Annotated in this window: 17 protein-coding genes; 8 read left to right on the plus strand and 9 right to left on the minus strand. The window is 68.9% G+C overall.

Translation table 11 applies throughout. The annotated features are described in order from the left end of the window. Positions 1-153: 153 nt before the first annotated feature. A complete protein-coding gene (locus CF68_RS26425) occupies positions 154-543 on the plus strand; it encodes an OsmC family protein (RefSeq protein WP_035824670.1) in 390 nt (129 codons plus the stop codon). Between the two features lie 434 nt (positions 544-977). Continuing rightward, positions 978-1799, plus strand: coding sequence for a hypothetical protein (locus CF68_RS26430; protein WP_035824672.1), 822 nt, complete (start codon positions 978-980; stop codon positions 1797-1799). Positions 1800-1981: 182 nt separating this feature from the next. Here CF68_RS26430 and CF68_RS26435 read toward each other — a convergent pair whose 3' ends face one another. The 8 genes from CF68_RS26435 to CF68_RS26470 all read right to left on the minus strand — a co-directional run bounded on the left by CF68_RS26435 (position 1982) and on the right by CF68_RS26470 (position 11043). After that, a complete protein-coding gene (locus CF68_RS26435) occupies positions 1982-2743 on the minus strand; it encodes a lipoate--protein ligase family protein (protein WP_035824674.1) in 762 nt (253 codons plus the stop codon). 46 nt (positions 2744-2789) lie between these two features. After that, positions 2790-3131 carry a carboxymuconolactone decarboxylase family protein gene (locus tag CF68_RS26440; RefSeq protein ID WP_035824708.1) on the minus strand — a complete coding sequence of 114 codons (342 nt, stop codon included), beginning with the start codon at positions 3129-3131 and terminating at the stop codon, positions 2790-2792. Positions 3132-3211: 80 nt separating this feature from the next. Next, the gene (locus tag CF68_RS26445) at positions 3212-4336 is read right to left on the minus strand and encodes an acetoin dehydrogenase dihydrolipoyllysine-residue acetyltransferase subunit (RefSeq protein WP_035824676.1); all 1125 of its coding nucleotides are present in this window, start codon (positions 4334-4336) and stop codon (positions 3212-3214) included. Further along, complete coding sequence (locus CF68_RS26450; RefSeq protein ID WP_035824679.1) at positions 4336-5352, minus strand: alpha-ketoacid dehydrogenase subunit beta; 1017 nt, start codon at positions 5350-5352, stop codon at positions 4336-4338. The genes CF68_RS26445 and CF68_RS26450 overlap by 1 nt, the downstream gene beginning before the upstream one ends. A 36-nt stretch (positions 5353-5388) precedes the next feature. Continuing rightward, positions 5389-6390, minus strand: a complete 1002-nt coding sequence (locus tag CF68_RS26455; protein ID WP_035824681.1) for a thiamine pyrophosphate-dependent dehydrogenase E1 component subunit alpha — start codon at positions 6388-6390, stop codon at positions 5389-5391. Positions 6391-6461: 71 nt separating this feature from the next. After that, positions 6462-7541 carry an ATP-NAD kinase family protein gene (locus tag CF68_RS26460; protein WP_035824682.1) on the minus strand — a complete coding sequence of 360 codons (1080 nt, stop codon included), beginning with the start codon at positions 7539-7541 and terminating at the stop codon, positions 6462-6464. Between the two features lie 235 nt (positions 7542-7776). Then, entirely contained in the window at positions 7777-9783 is a 2007-nt protein-coding gene (locus CF68_RS26465; RefSeq protein ID WP_035824684.1) for a sigma-54-dependent Fis family transcriptional regulator, read from the minus strand. 219 nt (positions 9784-10002) lie between these two features. Further along, on the minus strand, positions 10003-11043 hold the full coding sequence (locus CF68_RS26470) for an LLM class flavin-dependent oxidoreductase (protein ID WP_035824687.1): 1041 nt from the start codon (positions 11041-11043) through the stop codon (positions 10003-10005). 190 nt (positions 11044-11233) lie between these two features. Here CF68_RS26470 and CF68_RS26475 point away from each other — a divergent pair, with 190 nt between their 5' ends. Further along, positions 11234-11989, plus strand: coding sequence for an IclR family transcriptional regulator (locus CF68_RS26475; protein WP_035824690.1), 756 nt, complete (start codon positions 11234-11236; stop codon positions 11987-11989). Positions 11990-12001: 12 nt separating this feature from the next. On the opposite strand, the gene CF68_RS26480 is transcribed toward CF68_RS26475, so the two are convergent. Further along, the gene (locus tag CF68_RS26480; protein ID WP_035824692.1) at positions 12002-14785 is read right to left on the minus strand and encodes a hypothetical protein; all 2784 of its coding nucleotides are present in this window, start codon (positions 14783-14785) and stop codon (positions 12002-12004) included. A 203-nt stretch (positions 14786-14988) separates the two neighbouring features. Between CF68_RS26480 and CF68_RS26485 the strand changes: the two genes are divergently transcribed. The 5 genes from CF68_RS26485 to CF68_RS26505 form a co-directional block, all read left to right on the plus strand. After that, positions 14989-15702, plus strand: a complete 714-nt coding sequence (locus CF68_RS26485) for an IclR family transcriptional regulator (protein ID WP_035824694.1) — start codon at positions 14989-14991, stop codon at positions 15700-15702. A gap of 64 nt (positions 15703-15766) precedes the next feature. Continuing rightward, positions 15767-17374, plus strand: a complete 1608-nt coding sequence (locus CF68_RS26490; RefSeq protein ID WP_035824696.1) for an OPT/YSL family transporter — start codon at positions 15767-15769, stop codon at positions 17372-17374. A 67-nt stretch (positions 17375-17441) separates the two neighbouring features. Beyond that, the gene (locus CF68_RS26495; protein ID WP_035824698.1) at positions 17442-18635 is read left to right on the plus strand and encodes an aminotransferase class V-fold PLP-dependent enzyme; all 1194 of its coding nucleotides are present in this window, start codon (positions 17442-17444) and stop codon (positions 18633-18635) included. A 44-nt stretch (positions 18636-18679) separates the two neighbouring features. Then, positions 18680-19435, plus strand: coding sequence for a dipeptidase PepE (gene pepE / locus CF68_RS26500; RefSeq protein ID WP_035824700.1), 756 nt, complete (start codon positions 18680-18682; stop codon positions 19433-19435). Between the two features lie 134 nt (positions 19436-19569). Then, on the plus strand, positions 19570-20669 hold a 1100-nt coding region (locus CF68_RS26505), incomplete at its 3' end, for a porin (RefSeq protein ID WP_035824703.1).

Below are 20669 nucleotides of genomic sequence, written 5' to 3' on the forward strand. Positions count from 1 at the left end.
TAAGTGACCGCAGCGGGGTTGGCAAGGGGTTCTTCGAAAAAAAGCCAACCCGCCTAAAAAAGGCACTCCAAGCCACTTCAGCTCTCGTCGGGCGCTGCTTATAGAATGGCTGTTCCGGCCCACCGGGCCGCTCTTTATAGATGGGGACGTTTGATGACTATCCAAGCGACCTGGCAACCAAGCCAGGGCAACAGCATCTGCCACCTGACCAACGGGACTGCCGAGTGGCAGGCCGACCTGGATGCATCTGCCGGCGGTGACACCCAATACCCGAACCCGCATGACCTGCTGGATTCGGCCCTGGCCGCCTGCACCACGCTGACTTTGCAGCTGTACGCCAAACGCAAGGGCTACGCCATCACTGAAGTCCATGTATCGGTCGGTCATGAAGAGGCCAACGGGACCTACACCATGAACCGCCAGGTCAAGGTCAGCGGAGAGCTCACGCCCCAGATCCTGGATGACCTGCTCCGCGTGGCGAACCGCTGCCCGGTGCACAAGACCTTGTCGGGACAGTTTTCCATTCAGACTTCGATCGCCTGACCCCACCCGGCAAGATCGCGCCCTTTACTATTGTCGATTCAAATGATAATCGTTATCATTTGAATTCTCGGGCTGTGACACGTCCTGAGTCAGCAAATGGGTTCACCGGACACGCACGTGTCCGGTCTTTTCTTTCCGGCGACCAACAGTCGCGGCGGCCCCGTTCCGGCCGATTCCCTCCTGCCTGATGTCATCGTCCTGACGCACGTGGTGCGATACCGTACCTGGCGTGGAGCAGGCGCGTGCCCCACCCGTTCGAGGGGCATCCTGCCGCGGTGTGTTGGCTGGCCCACCAAGGTTTCGTCGCATTCCGGGCAAACCGGCGCCGCGCGCTTTATCTGTCATGCACCGCAGGCTTACCATGAACGGAAAGCAGAACAAGTAGAAGGCGCCAACAGAAAGCGCCGATACATCGAAGCGAGCGGGGGGATTCCTTGACCAACTTCATCGAAGCGTATTGCGCGCAGGTTCGGCTTGCGGGCGCAGTCGGCGTGATCGCCAAACCGGTTGTGGTGGCACAGGACGGCACGTACGCCATGCACTACGTGCCCTGCGAATACCTGAACACGCAGGCCCCCCTGGTGCTGGTCAGCACCACGCCCGGCCACGCCCATGTGCGGCTGGCCGCCGCCGTCACCGAAGAACTGATGCGCGCCCATGCGCCCGGCCGCGTGATCCAGCGCGAGAACAAGCGGCGCGTCGAACTGGGCGGCAAGCTGGTGCGGCCCAACCTGATCCGCATGCTCGACCACTTCCGGGTGCCCGAACTGGTCGGCCTGCCGCACGCCGCGGCATTGTGGAACGATGGGTTCGAGCGCCTGCAACCGCTTGCCTTGCTGCCGCATGCCACCACGCGGCGCGGACTGGCGTTCGACGGACCGCTGGAAGAACTGCTGGAGACACCGATGCTGCGCGAGGTATACGAAGCGCAGTTCCTGGGCGCCGTGCGGCAGATGCGCACGGATGCGCTGTACATCGCGCTGGGCCGCACCGCCTGGGCAGGGCTGCGGCATGCAGTCAGCCGCCGGCTACTGGCGAAGCATCAACTGCTGGGGATGATGCCAGTGCCGGCGCGCGCCGGCAGCATGGTGCGCTACTTCCTGCGCGAGATCGCCGCCAGCGACCTGTCGGCCAAGGACCCGGTGCGCCATCGCGTGGCCTGGCTCGATGCCGCCCATGCCGAACTGGAAGCCAGCGTGCGCAAGCTGCGCACTGCCATCCGGCCGGACCCGCACTCCGCCTACCTGATCGCGTAAGCGATCACTCGCCTCCATGACTGTGCTCGATAGACCCCACCGAAGTGGGGTCTCGGTGGCCCACACTGTGCCGATAACGTCTCCTGAGGCATCTGACACGCCTCGCATTCCCGATTTTTAGCGGCCCCGCGTGGGCCGCGATTTTTTTGGGGATCGCCAATTGGCGCCTCCCGGTCTAGCGGCTACGCCGGTGGCGGCGTCTGTCCGACGCTTCGCAGCAGCGCATCCGATACCTGCGCCATCAGCGCGGCGTCGTCATCGACCACGCGGCCGCTGGCCAACAATGCCTCGCGTACGCTGACGACCTTGCCCGCCTCATAGCGCCGGCCGCTGTCGATGGCCGCTTCGAACGCATTGGCGCGCGCGTTGATCTGCACGGGGTCGGCGCTGACCAGCAGCACCGCATGGGCCAGCACCAGGTGGCGCTGCCCGTCGGGCGCTTGCATGGCCGCGGGTGCGCGCCGCCAGTACTGCGCCGTGCCGGCGATCTTGCGCGCGGCTTCGGGCGGGCCCCAGGCTAGGTTGAAGCGGCCGTCGCAGAAGGAGCCGGCCACCGCCTGCCAGTGCGTGTCGACGCCCAGCGCTTGCAGCGCGTCGCCGATGACCTCGCACAAGTGCAGGTAGACCGCGTCGCTGCGCGCGCCCGGCGGCTGTGCCACTGTGTAGGCCAGGCTCAGGTTGAGGATGCCGGGGCCCTGCGGCACAAGCCCGCCGCCCGACATGCGCAGGAACACCGGGCATCCCTGCTGCGCGAAGTCGGCGCGCGCAGTTTCCAGCGCCGCGTGGCGCAGGTAGGTGCGCGGCACCACCAGCGACAGCGGCGCCTCCCACAACTGCGCAACCTGCCGGCCCTGTGCCGCGAGGTCGAGCAAGGCCAGCTCATCCTGCAGCGGGTCGCTGCCCGCCTGCCCGGCATGGGCCACATCGACAAATTCAAACGGCATGGGATGGCACCAGCCTCCGCATGGCAACGTGCCGAGTCTAGCAAGGCTAGGCGTTGAGCGCATCGAAGTACGCCAGCGCCTTCGACGCATACATGGCGCCGGGTCCGCCGCCCATCTCGATATTGATGGCCAGCACTTCGGCCAGCTGCTCGCGCGTGGCGCGATGGCGCAGCGCCTGGCTGGTGTGGAACAGCACGCAGTCGTCGCAGCCCTTCTGCACCGCGAGCGCGACGGCAATCAGTTCCTTGACGGCGGCGGGCAGGCTGCCGTCCTGCGTGGCGGCCTTCATCACGCCCTGGAAGGCGCTCATGGCGGCGGGCTGGGCCTGGCCGAGCGCACCGAATTGCTTGTTGATCTCGGTCAGGCGGGTCTTCAGGTCTGTAGTCATGAGGTGTCCTGTCTTGAATTCGAACAAGGCAAGCTGGCCGAGCGGATGGCGCCCTCGGGCGGCGCCATCCGAGCGCGGCATCAGCCGGCCAGGTGCTTCTTCAGCAGCGCGTTGAAGTCATTGGCCTTCTCCATCTGGCTCATGTGGCCAGCATCGGCGAAAACCTTGACGGTTGCTCCCGGCGGCGCGGCTTCAGCGTGTGCGGCCGGGATGATCTGGTCCTGACCGCCCCACACCACCAGCACGCGCTTGCCGCTGCCGGCCAGCCGCTGGCCAGGCTGCTCGCTCTGGCGGCCGCCGCCGAAGAGTCCCTGCCCCAGCGCCGTCAGCGCCTCGGTGACGCCGTCCAGCCGCTTGTAGCGCAGCAGGTCGTCCAGCATCTGGCGGCTGACCAGCCCGGCATCGGCGAACAGCAGTTCGACCACGGGCTTGAGCTCACGCCGGGACTGGGCACTGACGAAACTTTCGGTATAGCCGCTGTTGACGGCGTCGCCAAAGCCCACCGGCGACACCAGTGCCACCGACAGCACCCGCTGCGGTGCATCCACAGCCAGTTGCGCCGCCACGCCGCCACCCATCGAATGGCCGACCACATGCGCCGCCTCGATTCCGGTCTCGTCCATGAAGCGCGCTACAAAGCCGGCTATCTGCGCCAGCGTCGTGCCCGCGAGCCGCGGCGACGACTGTCCGTGGCCGGGCAGGTCGAGCGCCACCACGGTGTACGCGTCGGCCAGGGGATCGAGGTTGAACAGCCAGTTGTCCAGGTCTCCGCCAAATCCGTGGATGAAGAGCACGGTTTCGGCGCCGCCACCCTTGCGGGCATAGCGGACCCGGATGCCGTCGACGTCGGCAAACTGGTACGCGGCAGCGGCGTCTTCTTCGCCAGCGTCGTCCGCCGGCGTTTCATAAGCCGCGACATAGTCATCGATTTGCGCATCGCTCACCTCCGCAGGTGCCAGCACGCCCAGCAGCGCTTTCACCGGCAGCACGTCGCCGGCCTGCGCCACCTTGCGGCGCAGCGTGCCCGCGTCGGGCGCCTCCACCGCATTGGCGATCTTGTCGGTTTCCACGTCGAGGATCGGCAGGCCCACGGTAATCTCGGTGCCTTCGTCGACCAGCCAGGCATTGACCGTGCCTTCCTTCATCGACAGGCCCCACTTGGGCATCACGATCGGGACAATCGTGGGGGAAATTTCGGTTGCCATCAGTGCTTGCCTCCCTTCATGGTCTTGCGCGCGGCGGCCACGATCTGCGCGGCGCTGGGGATATACAGGTCCTCCAGCGTCGGCGAGAACGGCACCGGCGTATGCGGCGGGCACACCATCTCGATGCCGGCCTTGAGCGCGCCGAAGGCCTGCTGCGCGACCTGCGCCGAGATATCGGTGGCGATATTGCAGCGCGGGCTGGCCTCGTCCACGACCACTAGGCGGCCGGTGTTCTCGACCGATTCCAGCACGGTGTCCATGTCCAGCGGCGAGAGCGTGCGCAGGTCGATCACTTCCGCCTCGATGCCCTCCTTCGCCAGCGTGGCGGCTGCTTCGAGCGAGCGATGCACCATCAGCCCATAGGTCACGATCGACACATCCTTGCCGTCGCGCACGATATTGGCCTCGCCGAACGGGATCGCGTAGGCGCCTTCTGGCACCTCGCCTTCCAGGCCGTACAGGTTCTTGTGCTCGCAGAAGATCACCGGGTCGTTGTCGCGGATCGCCTGGATCAGCAGGCCCTTGGTGTCGTATGGCGTGGACGGGCACACCACCTTCAGCCCGGGGATATGCGTGAACAGCGGCGTCAGCATCTGGCTGTGCTGCGCGGCCGCGCGAAAGCCCGCGCCGACCATCGCGCGGATCACCACCGGGGTCTCGGCCTTGCCGCCGAACATGTAGCGGAACTTGGCCGCCTGGTTGAAGATCTGGTCGAAGCAAACGCCCATGAAATCGATAAACATCAGCTCGGCGATCGGGCGCATGCCGCAGGCCGCGGCGCCGATGGCGGCGCCCACGTAAGCGGATTCAGACAGCGGCGTGTCCAGCAGGCGGTCGCCGTGCTTGGCGTACAGGCCCTTGGTCACGCCCAGCACGCCGCCCCAGGCGTCCTTCTCGCCGTCCGCGCCGGCGCCGCCGACGATGTCTTCGCCCAGCATGATGACGCTGGGGTCGCGGGTCATTTCCTGGTCGATCGCCTCGTTGATCGCCAGCTTGATGCTCAGTTTGCGAGCCATGGTTTGTCTCCTGATATTGGGTTAGCGCGTGGCGGATCAGTAGCTGACGTAGACGTCGGTGAGCAGGTCTTCGGGACCCGGCTGCGGCGCGGCCTTGGCCTCCTGCACGGCATGCTCGATCAGCGCGGCGACCTCGCGGTCGATCGCGTCGAGTTCTTCGCGCGCGACCACGCCGGCCTGGGTCACGGCGCGGCCAAACAGCTTCAGGCAATCCTTGTTGGCGCGGATGTCGTCGAGTTCGCCGGCGGCGCGGTAGGTTTGCGCATCGCCCTCGAAATGGCCGTAGAAGCGGACCATCTTGCATTCGAGCAGCGACGGCCCGCCGCCTTCGCGCGCGCGCCGGATCACTTCGCCGGCCGCTTCATGGACGGCGAAGAAGTCAGTGCCGTCCACCGTCACGCCCGGGATGCCGAAGCCGGCGGCGCGGTCCACGTAGCTGTCCACCGCGGTGCCGTAATCGCGCGAGGTCGATTCGGCATAGCCGTTGTTCTCGATCACGAAGATCACCGGCAGGTTCCAGACCGCGGCCAGGTTCAGGCTTTCCAGGAAGGTGCCCTGGTTGGAGGCGCCGTCGCCGCAGAAGGTGATGCCGACCTCGCCCTTGCCGCGGAACTTGGCCGCCAGCGCGGCGCCGCAGATCAGCGGCGCGCCCGCGCCCAGGATGCCGTTGGCGCCCATCATGCCCTTGGACAGGTCGGCGATATGCATCGAGCCGCCCTTGCCGTTGCACGAGCCGCCCTTCTTGCCGTAGATCTCCTTCATCATCGCCACCGGATCGACGCCCTTGGCAATGCAGTGGCCGTGGCCGCGGTGCGTGCTGGCGATGCGGTCGCCATCGTTCAGGTGGTGCAGGATGCCGACGCCCGCCGCTTCCTCGCCCGCGTACAGGTGGACGAAGCCCGGGATGTCGCCGCGCCCGAAGTCCACGTGCAGGCGTTCTTCGAAATCGCGGATGGTGCGCATCTTCCGGTACACCGTCAGCAACGTCTCCTTGTCGAGCGGCAGCGCGGCGGAATCTTGAGAAGCTCTGGCTGTCATGTCTGTCTCCTTCGTTTTCAGGTGTTGCACTTCAAGAAAGGGGAAAAGCGGGCGGACGCGGTGCCCGCGCGTCATCCCGCCGCGGCGGGCTGCGGCAGGCGGCGCATCAGGTGGTGGCGCGCGGCATGGCGCATGCAGGCCGCGACGTCGATGCTGCGAAAGGCGTGGTCATGCAGGGTGACGGTGACTTCGTCGTCCGGGCCGAAGGCCAGTTCGCGCTCGCCGTCCAGCGCGACAATGCCGCTGCGCTGGCGCACGCGATGGGGCCGGCCGTGCTCGAGCCGCTGCCAGCCGGCCACCGGCACGGTGCACATCAGGCCGGGTGCGATCGGCGCGCACAGGTCGAATTCGCCTTCGCCAGGCGCGGCCAGTTCGATCGCGAGGCCGCCCTCTTCGCGCCGGCCCACCGGCTCCAGCAGCCCGGCGATGGATGACAGGCCGATGGCCTCGGGGTCGGCAAAGGACACGTAGACGGCAGCAAGCGTGTCGGTCTTCCACAAGGCGCGCGCGCCGATGAAGTGCTCATGCGAGATCACCGCATCCACCAGCGCAATATCGCGGCGAAAGCCGCCGTTGCCGTCGCGGATGACGATGTCGAGCCGCTTGTTCGACGCCAGCGCCTGCGCAGGGGGAATGCGGCCCGTGGCATAGAGGCCGGTGGCCAGCCCGATGATGGTGGGCTCGCGCATTTCGGGGTAGGCATTGTTGGTGCCGGTCGACAGGCCCGCGATCGGCACCGCGCCGCACTCGCGCACCACCGCGCGGTGCGTGCCGTCGCCCCCAAGCACGATGATGGCGGCCACGCCCGCATCGGCCATGCAGCGCGCGGCGCGCAGGGTGTCGTCAACGCGCGCGGTGACCGGCATGTCAAGGTAGTCGACTGCGGGCAGGCCCGAGTCCGGCCCCTGCCGGCGTGCCAGGTGCCGCGCCAGCATGACGCGCAGGCCTTCGCGGTCGGGCATCATCAGCACGCGCTCCACGCCGCAGGACGCCAGCGCGGCCAGCAGGCGCAGCACGATATTGACGCGGTCGGCCAGCTGCAGGCTATTGGCGTTGGCGATCACGCGGCGGATGTCGCGCGCGGAAATCGGGTTGGCGATGATGCCGACCACTGGCGCGATCTGCGCGCTGGCGCCTGCTGCGTGCCCCATTGCCTGTCTCCTGTTGTCGTTGTCTTGCCAGGCGTATTTGCAATGGCTGTGCCAGTGCGCGCAGGCAGGGAAAACAGGGGAAATCGGGGCGTCAGCGAGGTCGGATCCGAGGGATTACCCCGAGGCGGAAGGGCAAAAACGACGCTGCGCTGTGACAGGTGTCACAGCGCAGGTGTACAGGGGATGGACAACCGTATCGCACGGATGGCGCACGTGCGCCGTGCTGCCTGCCGGCTTATGCGTCGGTGGACTCCGGGCCGCCGTCGCGCCGGTTGGGCGACTGGATGCCGTAGCGCTCCATGCGCCGGTACAGCGTCATGCGGCTGACGCCAATCTGCCGCGCCACCGCGCTCAGGTTCCAGCCGGAGGCGCGCAGGTATTGCATCAGCAGCATGCCTTCCGGCGGCAACTGGTGCGGGTCGAACGGTGCGGCAGCGGGTGACTGGGCGGGCCCTGGCTGCGGCAGGGCGGCGGACGGTGCAGGTCCCGCCAGGCTGTCAGGCAGGTCCGGTACATCGATATAGCCGTCGGCGCAGACCGCGCGCGCGTACTCCAGCACGTTGCGCAGTTCGCGCAGGTTGCCGGGCCAGCGGTGGCGGTGCAGCCGCTCGCGTGCCGCGGGCGACAGCGTAATTTCGCTGCCTTCTGCGCCCCCTTCCTGCAGCAGCTTGCGGACCAGCCAGTCCAGGTCGGTGCGCGCACGCAGCGGCGGCAGCGTAAAGCGCGCGCCGTTGAGGCGGTAGTACAGGTCTTCGCGGAAGCGCCCGTCGGCCACCAGCTGCTCCAGGCTGTGGTGCGTGGCGGAGATGACCCGCAGCCGCACCGGCACCGGCCGCGCGGCGCCGACAGGCAGCACTTCGCCCTCTGCCAGCACGCGCAGCAGCCGCGACTGCAGCTCGCGCGGCATGTCGCCGATCTCGTCCAGGAACAGCGTGCCGCCGTCGGCCTCCTGGATCAGGCCGCGCTTGCCGCGCGGGCCTGCGCCGGAGAAGCTGTTGGGCAGGTGCCCGAACAATTCGCTTTCAATCAGGGTTTCAGGGATCGCCGCGCAGTTCACCGCTACGAACGGCCCGCCGCGGCGCGCGCTGGCAAGATGCAGCGCCTTGGCCAGGAACTCCTTGCCGCTGCCGGTCTCGCCGTGGATCAGCAGGTTGATGGGCGAATCGACCAGGCGCGCCGCGCGCTGCAACTGCTGCTGCAGCGCGGCATCGCCGCCGGTCAGCGCCGCCAGGGCATCCGGCATCGCCGCCTGCGTTTCGGCGGGCGGCGCCCCCCCGCGCAGCGCGGGCGGCAGCACGCTCAGGTACAGCAGGCCGCCGCTGCGGGTCAGCGCCACCAGGCGCTGCTCGCTCGGGCGCGAGTAGACATAGTGGCCCAGGTCTTCCAGGCGCGCGTCGAACAGCGTCTCGAACCGCTGGCCCAGCACGGTGGCGCCCGGTGCGCCACCCAGCTCGCCCTCCAGCATCAGCCTGGCGCGGTGGTTATGGCCGACGATGCGGCCCGCCTCGTCCAGCGCCAGCAGGTATTCGGGATTGACGTCGACGAACTCCGGCGCCACGTTCAGCTTCAGGATCCAGTCGCGGCGGTGCGCGCGCAGGAAGTTGGCGTTCTCGATATGCGCGGCGTAGATGCGCACCATCTGCAGCGCCAGCCCCTGGCTGTCCTTGGCCTGGGGCGAGGTCAGCGCGGAGATGTCGAGGATGGCGTGCAGGTTGCCGTGCGTGTCGAACAGCGGCGCGGCGGTGCAGGTCAGCGGGATATGGGTGGCGTCGAAATGGTCGGCCTGGTGCACCGTCAGCGCCTGGCCCGTGGCCAGGGCGGTGCCGACCGCGCAGGTGCCGGCGCCGCTCTCGCTCCACTCGGCGCCCAGGTACAGGCCCGCGTGGCGCAGCGCGGCATCGCTGCGGGCTTCGCCGATATAGTCGACGGTCACGCCCTGCGCATCGGTCAGCAGCACCACATAGCCCAGGCCCGCCACCTGCCCATACAGGCTCTGCAGGCCGTGGCGCGCGATGCGCGCGAAGTCGTCGATACGTTCCTGGTGTTCGCGCAGGCGCGGCTGCGGCAGGATGCGCGCCTCCTGCATGCGCGACGGATCCAGGCCGTACTGGTGCACGCAGCGGCGCCATGAGTTCTGGATGATGGCGTCGTGCGCGATCCGGTCCGCAAGCACGGCCGGCGGGGCAAGGTATGTGGTGGCCTGGACCACCGTCTCGATGTGCTCGCGTTGCCGCAGGTCCATCGTTGTCTCCTGTCGTCGCTGCCGTCGGCCCCATGGGCGATGAATGGGGTGGTGGATCGGGCGGACTGTCGGGCGCGTGCTGCGGGAGCCGTGCCTCTGTGTCTCGGGCCTTCTAATGTATCCGAGCGGATCGGCGGTGCGCAAACAGGATTAGGGGAGGCGCGCTCATGGGCGCGCGCCACAAGTGCGGCGCACGCCATACCGGAGCATCGCAGGCGCTCAGAGCGCCGATGAGGTCTTCAGGCTGCGCGCCGCATCGGCGGCGATGGCGAACGAGCGCAGGCGCGCCTGGTGATCGTGGATCTGGCCGGCCAGCATCAGCTCGTCCGGGCGCAGGTCATCGACAAAACGCTGCATGCCGGCACGCACGGCGTCGGGGTCGCCCACCACGGAGCATGCCAGCGAGCGGCGGATATGGTCGGCCTCGCTCTCGGTCCACAGCGATTCGATATCATCCACCGGCGCGCGCAGCTGCCCCGGAGTGCCGCGCACCAGCGCCAGGAACTGCTGCTGCAGCGAGCTGAACAGGCGGCGCGCCTGGTCGCCGGTCTCGGCCGCGAACACGTTCAGGCCCAGCATCACATAGGGCCGGTCCAGCGCTTCGGAGGGCCGGAAGGTGCGCCGGTACAGGTCCACCGCCTGGCGCATGAAGCCCGGCGCAAAGTGCGAGGCAAAGGCGAACGGCAGGCCCATCGCCGCGGCCAGCTGCGCGCTGAACAGGCTCGAACCCAGCAACCAGATCGGCACCTTGAGCCCTGCGCCGGGCACCGCGCGCAGGCGCTGGCCGGGGCGCACGTCGTCGAAATAGCCCTGCAGTTCTTCCACGTCCTGCGGGAAGGTATCGGCGCTGTCGGCCGACAGGTGGCGGCGCAAGGCGCGCGCGGTGGCCTGGTCGGTGCCGGGCGCGCGGCCCAGGCCCAGGTCGATGCGGCCCGGGTAGAGCGAGGCCAGCGTGCCGAACTGCTCGGCGATCACCAGCGGCGAATGGTTGGGCAGCATCACGCCGCCCGAGCCCACGCGGATGGTCCTGGTGCCGTTGGCGACATAGCCGATCAGCACGGCGGTGGCGGCGCTGGCAATGCCTGGCATGTTGTGATGCTCGGCCAGCCAGTAGCGGTGGTAGCTCAGTTGCTCGGCATGGCGGGCCAGGTCGAGCGAGTTGCGCATGGCCTGGCCGGCATCGCTGCCTTCAGGGATGGGGGCCAGGTCCAGCACGGACCAGGCAACGCCTGCGCCGTTGGGGATAGAGTCGTGATTCATATGGAGGATGGCGGGCGGCTGGTGCCGCACGCGGGCAATGCGTATGGCTCGCTATCTTAGAGACCCAGGCGCGATCGTGCTGGCGGCCTGATCGCGGCCCTTCGGGCGGCGTGGGTATAGTCGGGGGCACGAAAGATTGAGTCGCGCCGCGCTTGCCCGTACCATGCAGCCCGATGCGAAGGAACAAGCGATGACACTCAAGACACTGGACGGTGCGCTGGCCCTGCTGACCCACTTCACCGTGCGCCAGCCGACCTGGGGCGTGCGCGAGCTGGCCAAGCACAGCGGCGTGCACTACGCCGTGGTGCACCGCGTGCTGGCCACGTTTGCCGCCAACGGCTTCCTGGTGCAGGACGCGGCCACCGGCAAGTATTCACTGGGACTGCGGTTGTTCGAGCTTGGACAGGTGGTGCGCAAGAGCTTCTCGCCCGACGAGATCGTGCGCCCGGTACTGGAAAAGCTTGCCGCGCAAAGCGGCGAGACCGTGTTCCTGTCCTGGCTCGATGGCCATGAGGGCCTGTGCGTGGGACTGGTGCAGAGCCAGCACCAGCTGCGCTTTTCGATCGAGCTGGGCGAGCGCTTTCCGCTCTATGCGGGCGCGCATGCCAAGGCCATGCTGGCCTTTCAGGACGATGCCTTTCGCGATGAGGTATACCGCCAGGGACTGGCGCGCATGGCCCCCCACACGACGCTGGACCGCGAGCGCATCGAGCAGCAGCTGGCCGAGGTGCGCGAACGCGGCTGGGCCCACACGCGCGAGGAAGCCGCCGCCAGCGTGGCCGGACTGGCGTTGCCGCTGTGGTCGCGCGACCGCAGCGCGGTGGTGGGCTCGGTCGCCATCGCCGGGCCGCAGCAGCGGCTGGACCAAGCCGCGGTGCCGCGCCTGCTGGAGGCGCTGCGCGATGCCAGCGGGCGGCTGGAAGACGTCATCGGCTTCGTGCGCTGACGCGCGGCCCCCTCACACCAGCAAGGCCTTGCCCACGGCCCCGCCCAGCACGCGCTGGCCGATCGCATGGCCCAGCGCGCGATAGCTCTCCCATTGCGCCTCATCGAAAAACTGGTCGCCGGTGGCCTCCTGCGGAAACGCGGGATGGGTCGCGCCGTAGTGGCGCACGTCGGCCGGCGCCCATGACACCAGCCGCGGCTTGAGCAGCACGATGCGGCAGGTGCGCGCGCGTGGCGCCCCGCACTCCGGGCCGGTGCGAAAGACGTTGAGCAGCACCGCGCATTTGTCGCCGGTCGGCGCGCCCGGCAGGAAATCATCCGGTACGCCGAAGACCCGGCTCAGCACCGGGTGGGTGGTGGCAGCCTCGGTATCGACCACGATCTCCAGCCCATGGTCGATGCGCGCCAGCCGGATCAGGTTGGCCAGGTCGCCGAAGCGGTAGTCGGGGTCGCCCCCGCAATCACACAGCACGATCAGCGAGACATCGCGGCCCGGGCGCAGCAGCTCGTACACGCCGGTGTTGTCGAAATGCCCGCCATCGGACAGATACTGCCAGCCGCGCCGCGTGCCGTGAAAGCGCGCGCTCAGTTCGCAGCCCAGGTAGTACTGCGTGCGGAACAGCGCGATGCCCGCGGCCAGCCACGGATGCGTGGCGCGTTCCGGATGGCGCCGCGCGCGGCCCCGGCGCCCGCCTTCGCGCGCGTGGCTGGCCGGATACGACGGCCACCATGTGCCCAGCCGCAGGTTCGCCAGGCCGAGCAGCAGCGAGGTGCCCAGCGTGGTCGCGCGCCCCAGCCCGGTGGACACCGCCGCGCCCGAGATCGCAATCCAGTCGCCCACGGTGCGCGATTCGGCCAGCTTGCCCGACGACGGCCAGGACACATCCGGGCAGCAAGCCCAGCCGTCGATGGTGAAGCGCGCGTAGGCGTCCGGCGGCAGCGCCGCCGCCGTGCCGGCCTGCGCCACGCAGGGTCCGGGTGCCAGGCACAGCGGCATGCCCTTGCGGTCGCGCTGCACCAGTTGCGCGGCCGGATCGACGGTCAGGTTCAGCGTGACGTTGATCAGGTGCAGCGGCGCCAGCACGCGCGGATCGTAGTACGCGTTCAGGCTGAGCTGGTCGCCGGGCACGGGCTCGGCCACGCTGAAGCGGGCGCGCTGGCTGCCGTCGCGGTCGGCACTCGGGTCGGGGGGCGCGAAGCGCTCCCCGTTGGACGCGCCCAGGAACGCGCGCGTGAGCCGTGCCGCGTAGAACGGCTGCAGCGTCGACAGGTTCAGGAAACCTGAGAAGCGCCCCGCCACCAGCGCCAGCACCAGGCTCACCACGGTGAGCGTGGCCAGCGCCGGGCCGGTATAGGCGTTGCCGAACACCAGCCAGTCGACCGGCTCGCGCCCGTCCCAGCGCACCCACAGCACCAGCCACGACCACAGCACGAACAACAGCAGCGCCAGCACCGCCGCGGCCGCGCCCGCCAGCAGCGACACCGGCAGCCGCGCGCACAGCGCGCGCCAGGGCGTGTCGGCGCTGCCCTTGCGGCCGGCATCGAGCCAGCGTGAGCCGTAGTGCACCAGCCAGACCAGCACGCCCAGCACGGTTGCGGGCAGCGCCGCGCCCCACTGGTGGTGGGCCTGGTGAGCAAACAGGTAAGCGGTGCGTGCGACGGTGTCGGCAATACCCAGCGCCGCCAGCCACAGGGTCAGCGTCAGCGCGCCACGCAGTGCGCGCGTGGCGCGCACGCGGTAGGCGGCCACGGTGCGCGGCTCGCCCTGCAGCAGCGCCAGGCACCACAGCACGCCCAGCAGCGTCAGCACGCCCAGCGCGGCAAAGAGCTCGCCGATGACCAGCCCCGAACCGAGCCATTCCGACCAGCGCGCCGCGGCCAGCAGCATCAGGCCCAGCAGCGCGGCCAGCAACGGCGCGGGGCTCAGGAAGCGCGCGGTCGCCTGCGGATCGTTGGCGCGCGGGTAGATCAGCCAGTACGCCAGCCCGGGCGGCACTGCGCCGGCCAGCGCTGTGGCCAGCGGCAGCCACAGCAGCGTGCTCCACCAGATCGCGCATTCGCCCTGGTTGAAGGCCTGGCGCGCGTCATGCAGCAGGTCCATCTCATAGCGCCCCAACCCGTAGGAAACCCCCACCGCAATGTGTTGCCCGAGCGCCAGCACAGCCAGCAGCACCAGCAGCGCGCTGCCGATCACGAAATGCATGGCCAGCCAGTTGCGCACCACCAGCGCGGCGGCATAGGGGTTGTCGCCGGCGCCGGTGGGCGACAGGTAGCGGCCGTTCTCGCGCAGCCATGCGACCGCGCCGCGGCCAGGGTCGGCGGCGTAGGACACCGAGGTATGGATGCGCCCCGGTGGCTCGCATTGCAGCGTGTGATAGGCGTCGGTGGCGGCCTGGACCGGGCCTGCACCGCGGCCCAGGCGGCCGGGCACGAACAGGCTGACGAAGAAGGCGCCGAGGTAGCCGCCGCCGCTGACGGTGGACAGGTAGTCGAACTGCGCCAGCAGCGAGGCCAGGCTCGGCACGGTCTGCGCCGCGGGGGCGGTGGCGGCCGCCGGCGTCGCGGCCTCCGGCGCGGGGGCCGGCGCTGCCGCCTTGGCGGGCATCGCGGTGCCCGCCATCGCCTGCATCACGCCCAGGCAGAAGGTGGCGCTGCGGATGCCGCCGCCGGACAGCGCCAGGGCCCAGTTGCGCTGGCCGTCGCCGGCGCGCGGCGCAATGCCGAGCTGGCGGCGGCGCTGGGCGATGCGGGTGGCCTCGTCGCCGGATCCGCCGGTTCCGTGGTGTTCCGCGGCCATGCGCGTCCTCCCGGTAACAGTCGGTCTGCGCCAAGTATAGGCGGCGGCGCTCCGCCGTTGCCACCGCCGGCATTCGCCCGGCGCGGCCATCCGGCCCCGCGTTAACCCTGATTGTTGAGAGCCGGGCCGAAGCCTAGCATTTCTCTGTATCAGAGACGTTGTCTCTTATATAGAGACACAAGCAGTCGACGCAACCACCCGCCATGCTCAAGACCCTGGACGGCGCCCTGGCGCTGCTGACCCACTTCACCGCCCGCCAGCCCAGCTGGGGCGTGCGCGAACTGGCGCGCCACAGCGGCGTGCACCACGCCGTTGTGCACCGCGTGCTGGCGACCTTTGCCGCCAACGGCTTCCTGGTGCAGGACGCGCTTGGCCGCTACGGCCTGGGCTTGCGCTGGTTCGAGCTGGGACAAGTGATGCGCAAGACGTTTTCGCCGGCCGAGGTGGTCCAGCCCGCGCTGGAAGCGCTGGCGCGCGAATGCGGCGAGACCGTGTTCCTGTCGTGGCTGGACGGTTGCGAGGGCTTGTGCACGGATATCGCCCAGAGCCAGCACCAGCTGCGCTTTTCCATCGAAGTGGGCCAGCGCTTCGCGCTGGACGCGGGCGCGCACGCCAAGGCCATCCTGGCATTCCAGCCGGAAGCGTTCCGGCGCCAGGTAACGGGCGACGCGCCCGAGCCGGAAGCACGGCTGGCGCAGATCCGCGCCGACGGCTGGGCCTACACCTGCGAGGAATCCGCCGCCACGGTGGCCGGGCTGGCGCTGCCGCTGCGCCACCGCGACACCCAGGCGGTGGTGGGATCGCTGGCCATCGCCGGCCCGCTGCAGCGCCTGACGCCCGAGGCGGTCCCGCGCTTGCTGGAGGCACTACGCACCGCGCGCAACACCATCGGCCCGGTGGCGGGTTTCATGCGCTGAGCGCGCGCAAGGCATCACACACAACAGACAAAACCAGACAACACTACGGGGAGCGGTGGACAACATGACCATGCCAACACAACTGAACGGGCCGATGGCGGCACAGCCTGCAACACGGACACGCTTCATGGAGCCCTTGCTGCTGCTGGTCTCCGTGGGGCTTTCGGTATTCGGCGCCATGATCGGCATGCAGCTGATCGTGTCGCTGGGGATCTCGGCCAACACCTCGATCATCGGCGCGCTGATCGCGATCGTGTTCTCGCGCATCCCGCTGGAGATCACGCGGCGCTTCCGCGTGCTGGAGCGGCAGAACCTGGTGCAGACGGCAATCTCGTCGGCCACCTTCGGCGCCGCCAACTCGCTGATGATCCCGATCGGCGTGCCATACGCGATGGGCATGCCGGAGCTGGCCACGCCGATGCTGATCGGCGCGGTGATCGCCATGTTCGTCGACGGCGCGATGCTGTACTTCCTGTTCGGCAGCAGGATCTTCCCCGCCACCGGCACCTGGCCGGCCGGCATCGCCACGGCCGAGGCCATCTGGGCCGGCGACCGCGGCGGGCGCAAGGCCGCGTTCCTGGGGCTGGGCATTGCCGTGGGCGTGGGCGGCGCCTGGCTGGGCGTGCCGATGTCCGCGTTCGGCGCGGCCTTCCTGGGCAACCTGGCGGCACTGACCATGTTCGGCATTGGCCTGCTGGTGCGCGGCTATTCGGTGGCGCTGACCGGCATCGACATCGCCAAGGCCTATATCCCGCACGGCCTGATGATCGGCGCGGGCATCGTCGCGCTGTTCCAGGTCGCCAATGAAATCCGCCGCGCGCGCTACGCTCCGGCCGCTGACGCACGCACCATCGAAGTCCCGGCCTCGCGCGCCAGCCGCATCCTGTCGGGCGGTTTCCTGATCTACCTGGCGATTGCGCTGCTGATCTCGGTGCTGGCCGGCCATGTCTCTGACATGTCGCTGGGCATGCTGGTGGTGTTCGTGCTGTATGCCGCCTTTGCCGCCTATGTGCATGAGCTGATCGTCGGCATCGCGGCGATGCATTCGGGCTGGTTCCCGGCCTTCGCGGTGGCGCTGATCACGCTGACCATCGGCATCCTGATCGGCTTCCCGCCGACGGCGCTGGCGGTGCTGGTGGGCTTCTCCGCCGCCACCGGCCCGGCCTTTGCCGACATGGGCTACGACCTCAAGACCGGCTACCTGCTGCGTGGCGAAGGCCGCGACATGGAGGCCGAGCTGGCCGGGCGCAAGCAGCAGTTCCTGGCCGCGATGATCGGCTTTGCCGTGGCCGCGGTGGTGGTGCTGGTGTTCCACGGCACCTTCTTCGCGCAAAACCTGATCCCGCCGGTGGACCGTGTCTACGCGGCCTCGATCAAGGCGGGCTCGTCGGCGGAGATTGCCCGCAACCTGGTGATCTGGGCCATCCCCGGCGCGCTGCTGCAGCTGATCGGCGGCTCCAGGCGCCAGCTTGGCATCCTGCTCTCCACCGGCATGCTGATTGCCTCGCCGCTGGCCGGCTGGGCCGTGCTGGCCGGCCTGGCGATCCGCTTCGTGCTGCAGCGCCTGCGCGGCGACAAGCACGTGGCCGAGATGAGCGCCTTTGCCGGCGGCGTGATTGCCGGCGACGCGCTGTTCAGCTTCTTCGGCTCCGTCACCAAGCTGCGCAAGTAAGTGCGCAACTGAGTCTTACCTCGGGGCGCGGCCGCCGCGTCCCGCCTGTCATTACCCGAGACGTTCCATGGATATCCAAGCCATCCAGGCCATCCGCGCCGACACCCCGCTGACGGCCTCCACCATCTATCTCGACACCGCCGCGGCCTCGTTGCCGCCCGACGCGGTGCTCGATACCGTGCGCAGCTACCTGCTCGATACCGGCCATGTCGGCATCTACCTGCCGGCCTTCCGCAAGGAGACCTATGCGCGCGTGGAAGCGGTGCGCGGCAAGCTGGCCGGGCTGCTCAACTGCGCCGCCGACGAAGTCGCCTTCACCAAGAACGCCACGGAGAGCATCTCGATCGTCGCGCGCGGCATCGACTGGAAGGCCGGTGACGAAGTGCTGGTGGCCGACACCGAGATGCTGAGCAACCTGCTGCCCTGGCGCCGGCTGGAGCAATCGCACGGCATCGTCGTGAAGATGGTCGCGGCCAATGCTGAAGGGCTGCTTTCGCCCGAGGCGTTCGAGGCCGCCGTGACCCCGCGCACGCGCCTGCTCACCTTCTCGCACCTGCCCAATTCGACGGGTGCGGTGCAGCCGGCCGCGCAGATCTGCGCGGTGGCGCGCCGCCATGGCGTGCTGTCGCTGGTCAATGCGGCGCAGAGCGTGGGCATGCTGCGCTCGGACGTGGCCGAGCTGGACTGCGATTTCCTGGCTGGCTGCGGCCGCAAGGCGCTGCGCGCGACCGAGGGCTCGGGCTTCCTGTATGTGCGCCGCGCGCTGATCGAGCAGGTCGAGCCCGCGCTGGTGGGCTGGTGGAACGGCGCCTATGACCGCGCCACCGGCGCGCTGTCGCTGGTCGCTGGCGCCAGGCGCTTCGAGGCTGGCTGCCCGATCGTGCCGGCGATCCTCGGCATGGGCACCGCCATCGACTACGCCGCCGCCATCGGCATGGGCGCCATCGAAGCGCGCGTGCGCGACCTGACCGAGTATGCAGTGGCGAAATTCGCGTCGATCCCCGGCTTCGAACTGTACGGCCCGGCCGACGTGGCCAACCGCATCGGCATCGTGCCGTTCAATGTGCGCGGCGTGGACCCGGCGCGCATCGTCGCCGCGCTGGAAACGCAGCAATGCATCATCGAGGCCGGCAACTTCATGGCCGACGCCATCCTGGCGCGCTACGGCGTGTCCACCATGGCGCGGGTCTCGCTGCACTACTTCAACACGCATGAAGAGATCGACCGCGTCGCCGCGCTGATCCGCGCCGCGATCGCCTGATCCCGCATTGAACTTCACCAGACTCTCCTGACGGAAACCAAGACATGACCCAACGCATCCTCCTGATGAGCAGCTCGCGCAAGGACAACCTCGGCTACCTCGAGCACGCCGGCGAGCAGATCCACACGCTGCTCAGGCGCGAGCCGCGCAAGGTGCTGTTCGTGCCGTTCGCCGGCGTGACCTTCAGCTTCGACACCTATGAAGGCATGGTCAAGCCGGTGTTCGAGGCGCTGGGCTACGCGCTGGAATCGATCCACCATAGCGCCGACCCGTTGCGCGCCGTGGAGCAGGCCGAGGCCATCGCGGTCGGCGGCGGCAACACCTTTGCGCTGCTCAAGCGCATGTACGACGCCGGCATCGTCGACGCGATCCGCGCCAGGGTGCGCGCAGGCACGCCGTACGTGGGCTGGAGCGCCGGCAGCAACGTCGCCTGCCCGACCATCCGCACCACCAACGACATGCCCATCGTGCAGCCGCCGTCGCTGCGCGCGCTGGGGCTGGTGCCGTTCCAGATCAACCCGCACTTCATCAGCGGCAAGCCCGCCGGCCACAACGGCGAAAGCCGCGAAGAGCGCCTGGCCGAGTTCCTGCACATCAACGCGCCGGAGCAGGTGTTTGCGCTGCCGGAAGGTTCGGCGCTGTTCTCGGACGGCACCCGCGGCACCGTGCTGGGCGAGCGCCATGCGCTGTGGTTCCCCGCCGAAGGCAAGGTCGAAACCATCCGCGAAGGCGAGACCTTCCCGCTGTCGCAGATCACCGGTCCGGCCGGGATGCAGGACTGGCCGGGCTTTGCTGCCTGAGCCGGCGGCACTGCCCTGAGCCGCTGACGCACTGACCCGGGCCGGTCCCAGGCACAACAAAGAGAAAACCGCCCCGCGGGCCGCGCCGTGCCGCCCGCGCGGGCCCCCTTTTGCCTTTTGGAGGAGAAAACAAGATGAGCCACACCATTCGCCACGCCGCCCGCCTGGCACTGCCGTTGCTGCTGGGCCTGCCGGCCGCCGCGATGGCGCAGTCCGGGGTGACGCTGTACGGCGTGATCGACACCGCGCTGACCTACCAGACCCATTCGAACCCGGCGGGCGATGCCCAGATCGGGCTGCAGCAGGGCGGCGAAGGCTTCCTGTCGGGCAGCCGCTTCGGCCTGAAGGGCATCGAGGACCTGGGCGGCGGCCTGAAGGCCGGCTTCGTGCTGGAAAACGGCCTGCTGGCCGACACCGGCAAGCTGGACCAGCAGGGGCAGCTGTTCGGGCGCCAGGCGTATGTGAAGATCGGCAATCAATGGGGCGAGCTGGCGCTGGGCCGGCAGTACACCACGGCCAACACCATGCTGTACTACGTCGACCCGCTCGGCGTGGGCGCGGCGCCGTCCAATGCATGGATGGTATACCTGACCGGCCAGCGCTACGACAACGCCGTCAGCTACACCGGCAACTTCGGTCCGGTATCAGTGATCGCCGAATACGCGCTGGGCGAAACCGCGGGCAACACCCGCGCGACCTCGTCAATGTCGTTCGGCGTGAGGTACGCCGCCGGCCCCATCTCCGCAGTGGGCGACTTCCAGCAGACCCGCGACAGCCAGAGCCGCGCCGCGCGCATCTACCTGGCCGGCCTGAAGGCCGCAGTGGGCCGCGCCAGCCTGTTCGCCAACTACATCCACAGCGACCGCGACGCGGGCTTCGATTCGTCCAAGGGCGGCACCGACACGGCCACCATCACCAGCATGTCCACCGCGGCCACGCCGACCAACCGCGCCGCCATCAGCTCGGTCTTCGGCGGCAGCCGCCACGACGACTTCTTCACGCTGGGCGCGAGCTACCCGGTCACCGGCAACGTCACGCTGATCGGCAGCGTGATGCACAACCGCACCCGTGCCGACGGCTTCAGCGGCAACCGCACCACCGCCTATGCAGTCGCCGACTACGCCTTCAGCAAGCGCACCGACGCCTACCTGGCGCTGGCCTACGACCGTGTGCACGGCGACTGGTCGGGCCTGTTCGGCAACAACACCACCAGCTGGACCGGCGGCAGCGGCAA

This window comes from Cupriavidus sp. SK-4, from assembly GCF_000611125.1.
Classification (GTDB): Bacteria; Pseudomonadota; Gammaproteobacteria; order Burkholderiales; family Burkholderiaceae; genus Cupriavidus; species Cupriavidus necator.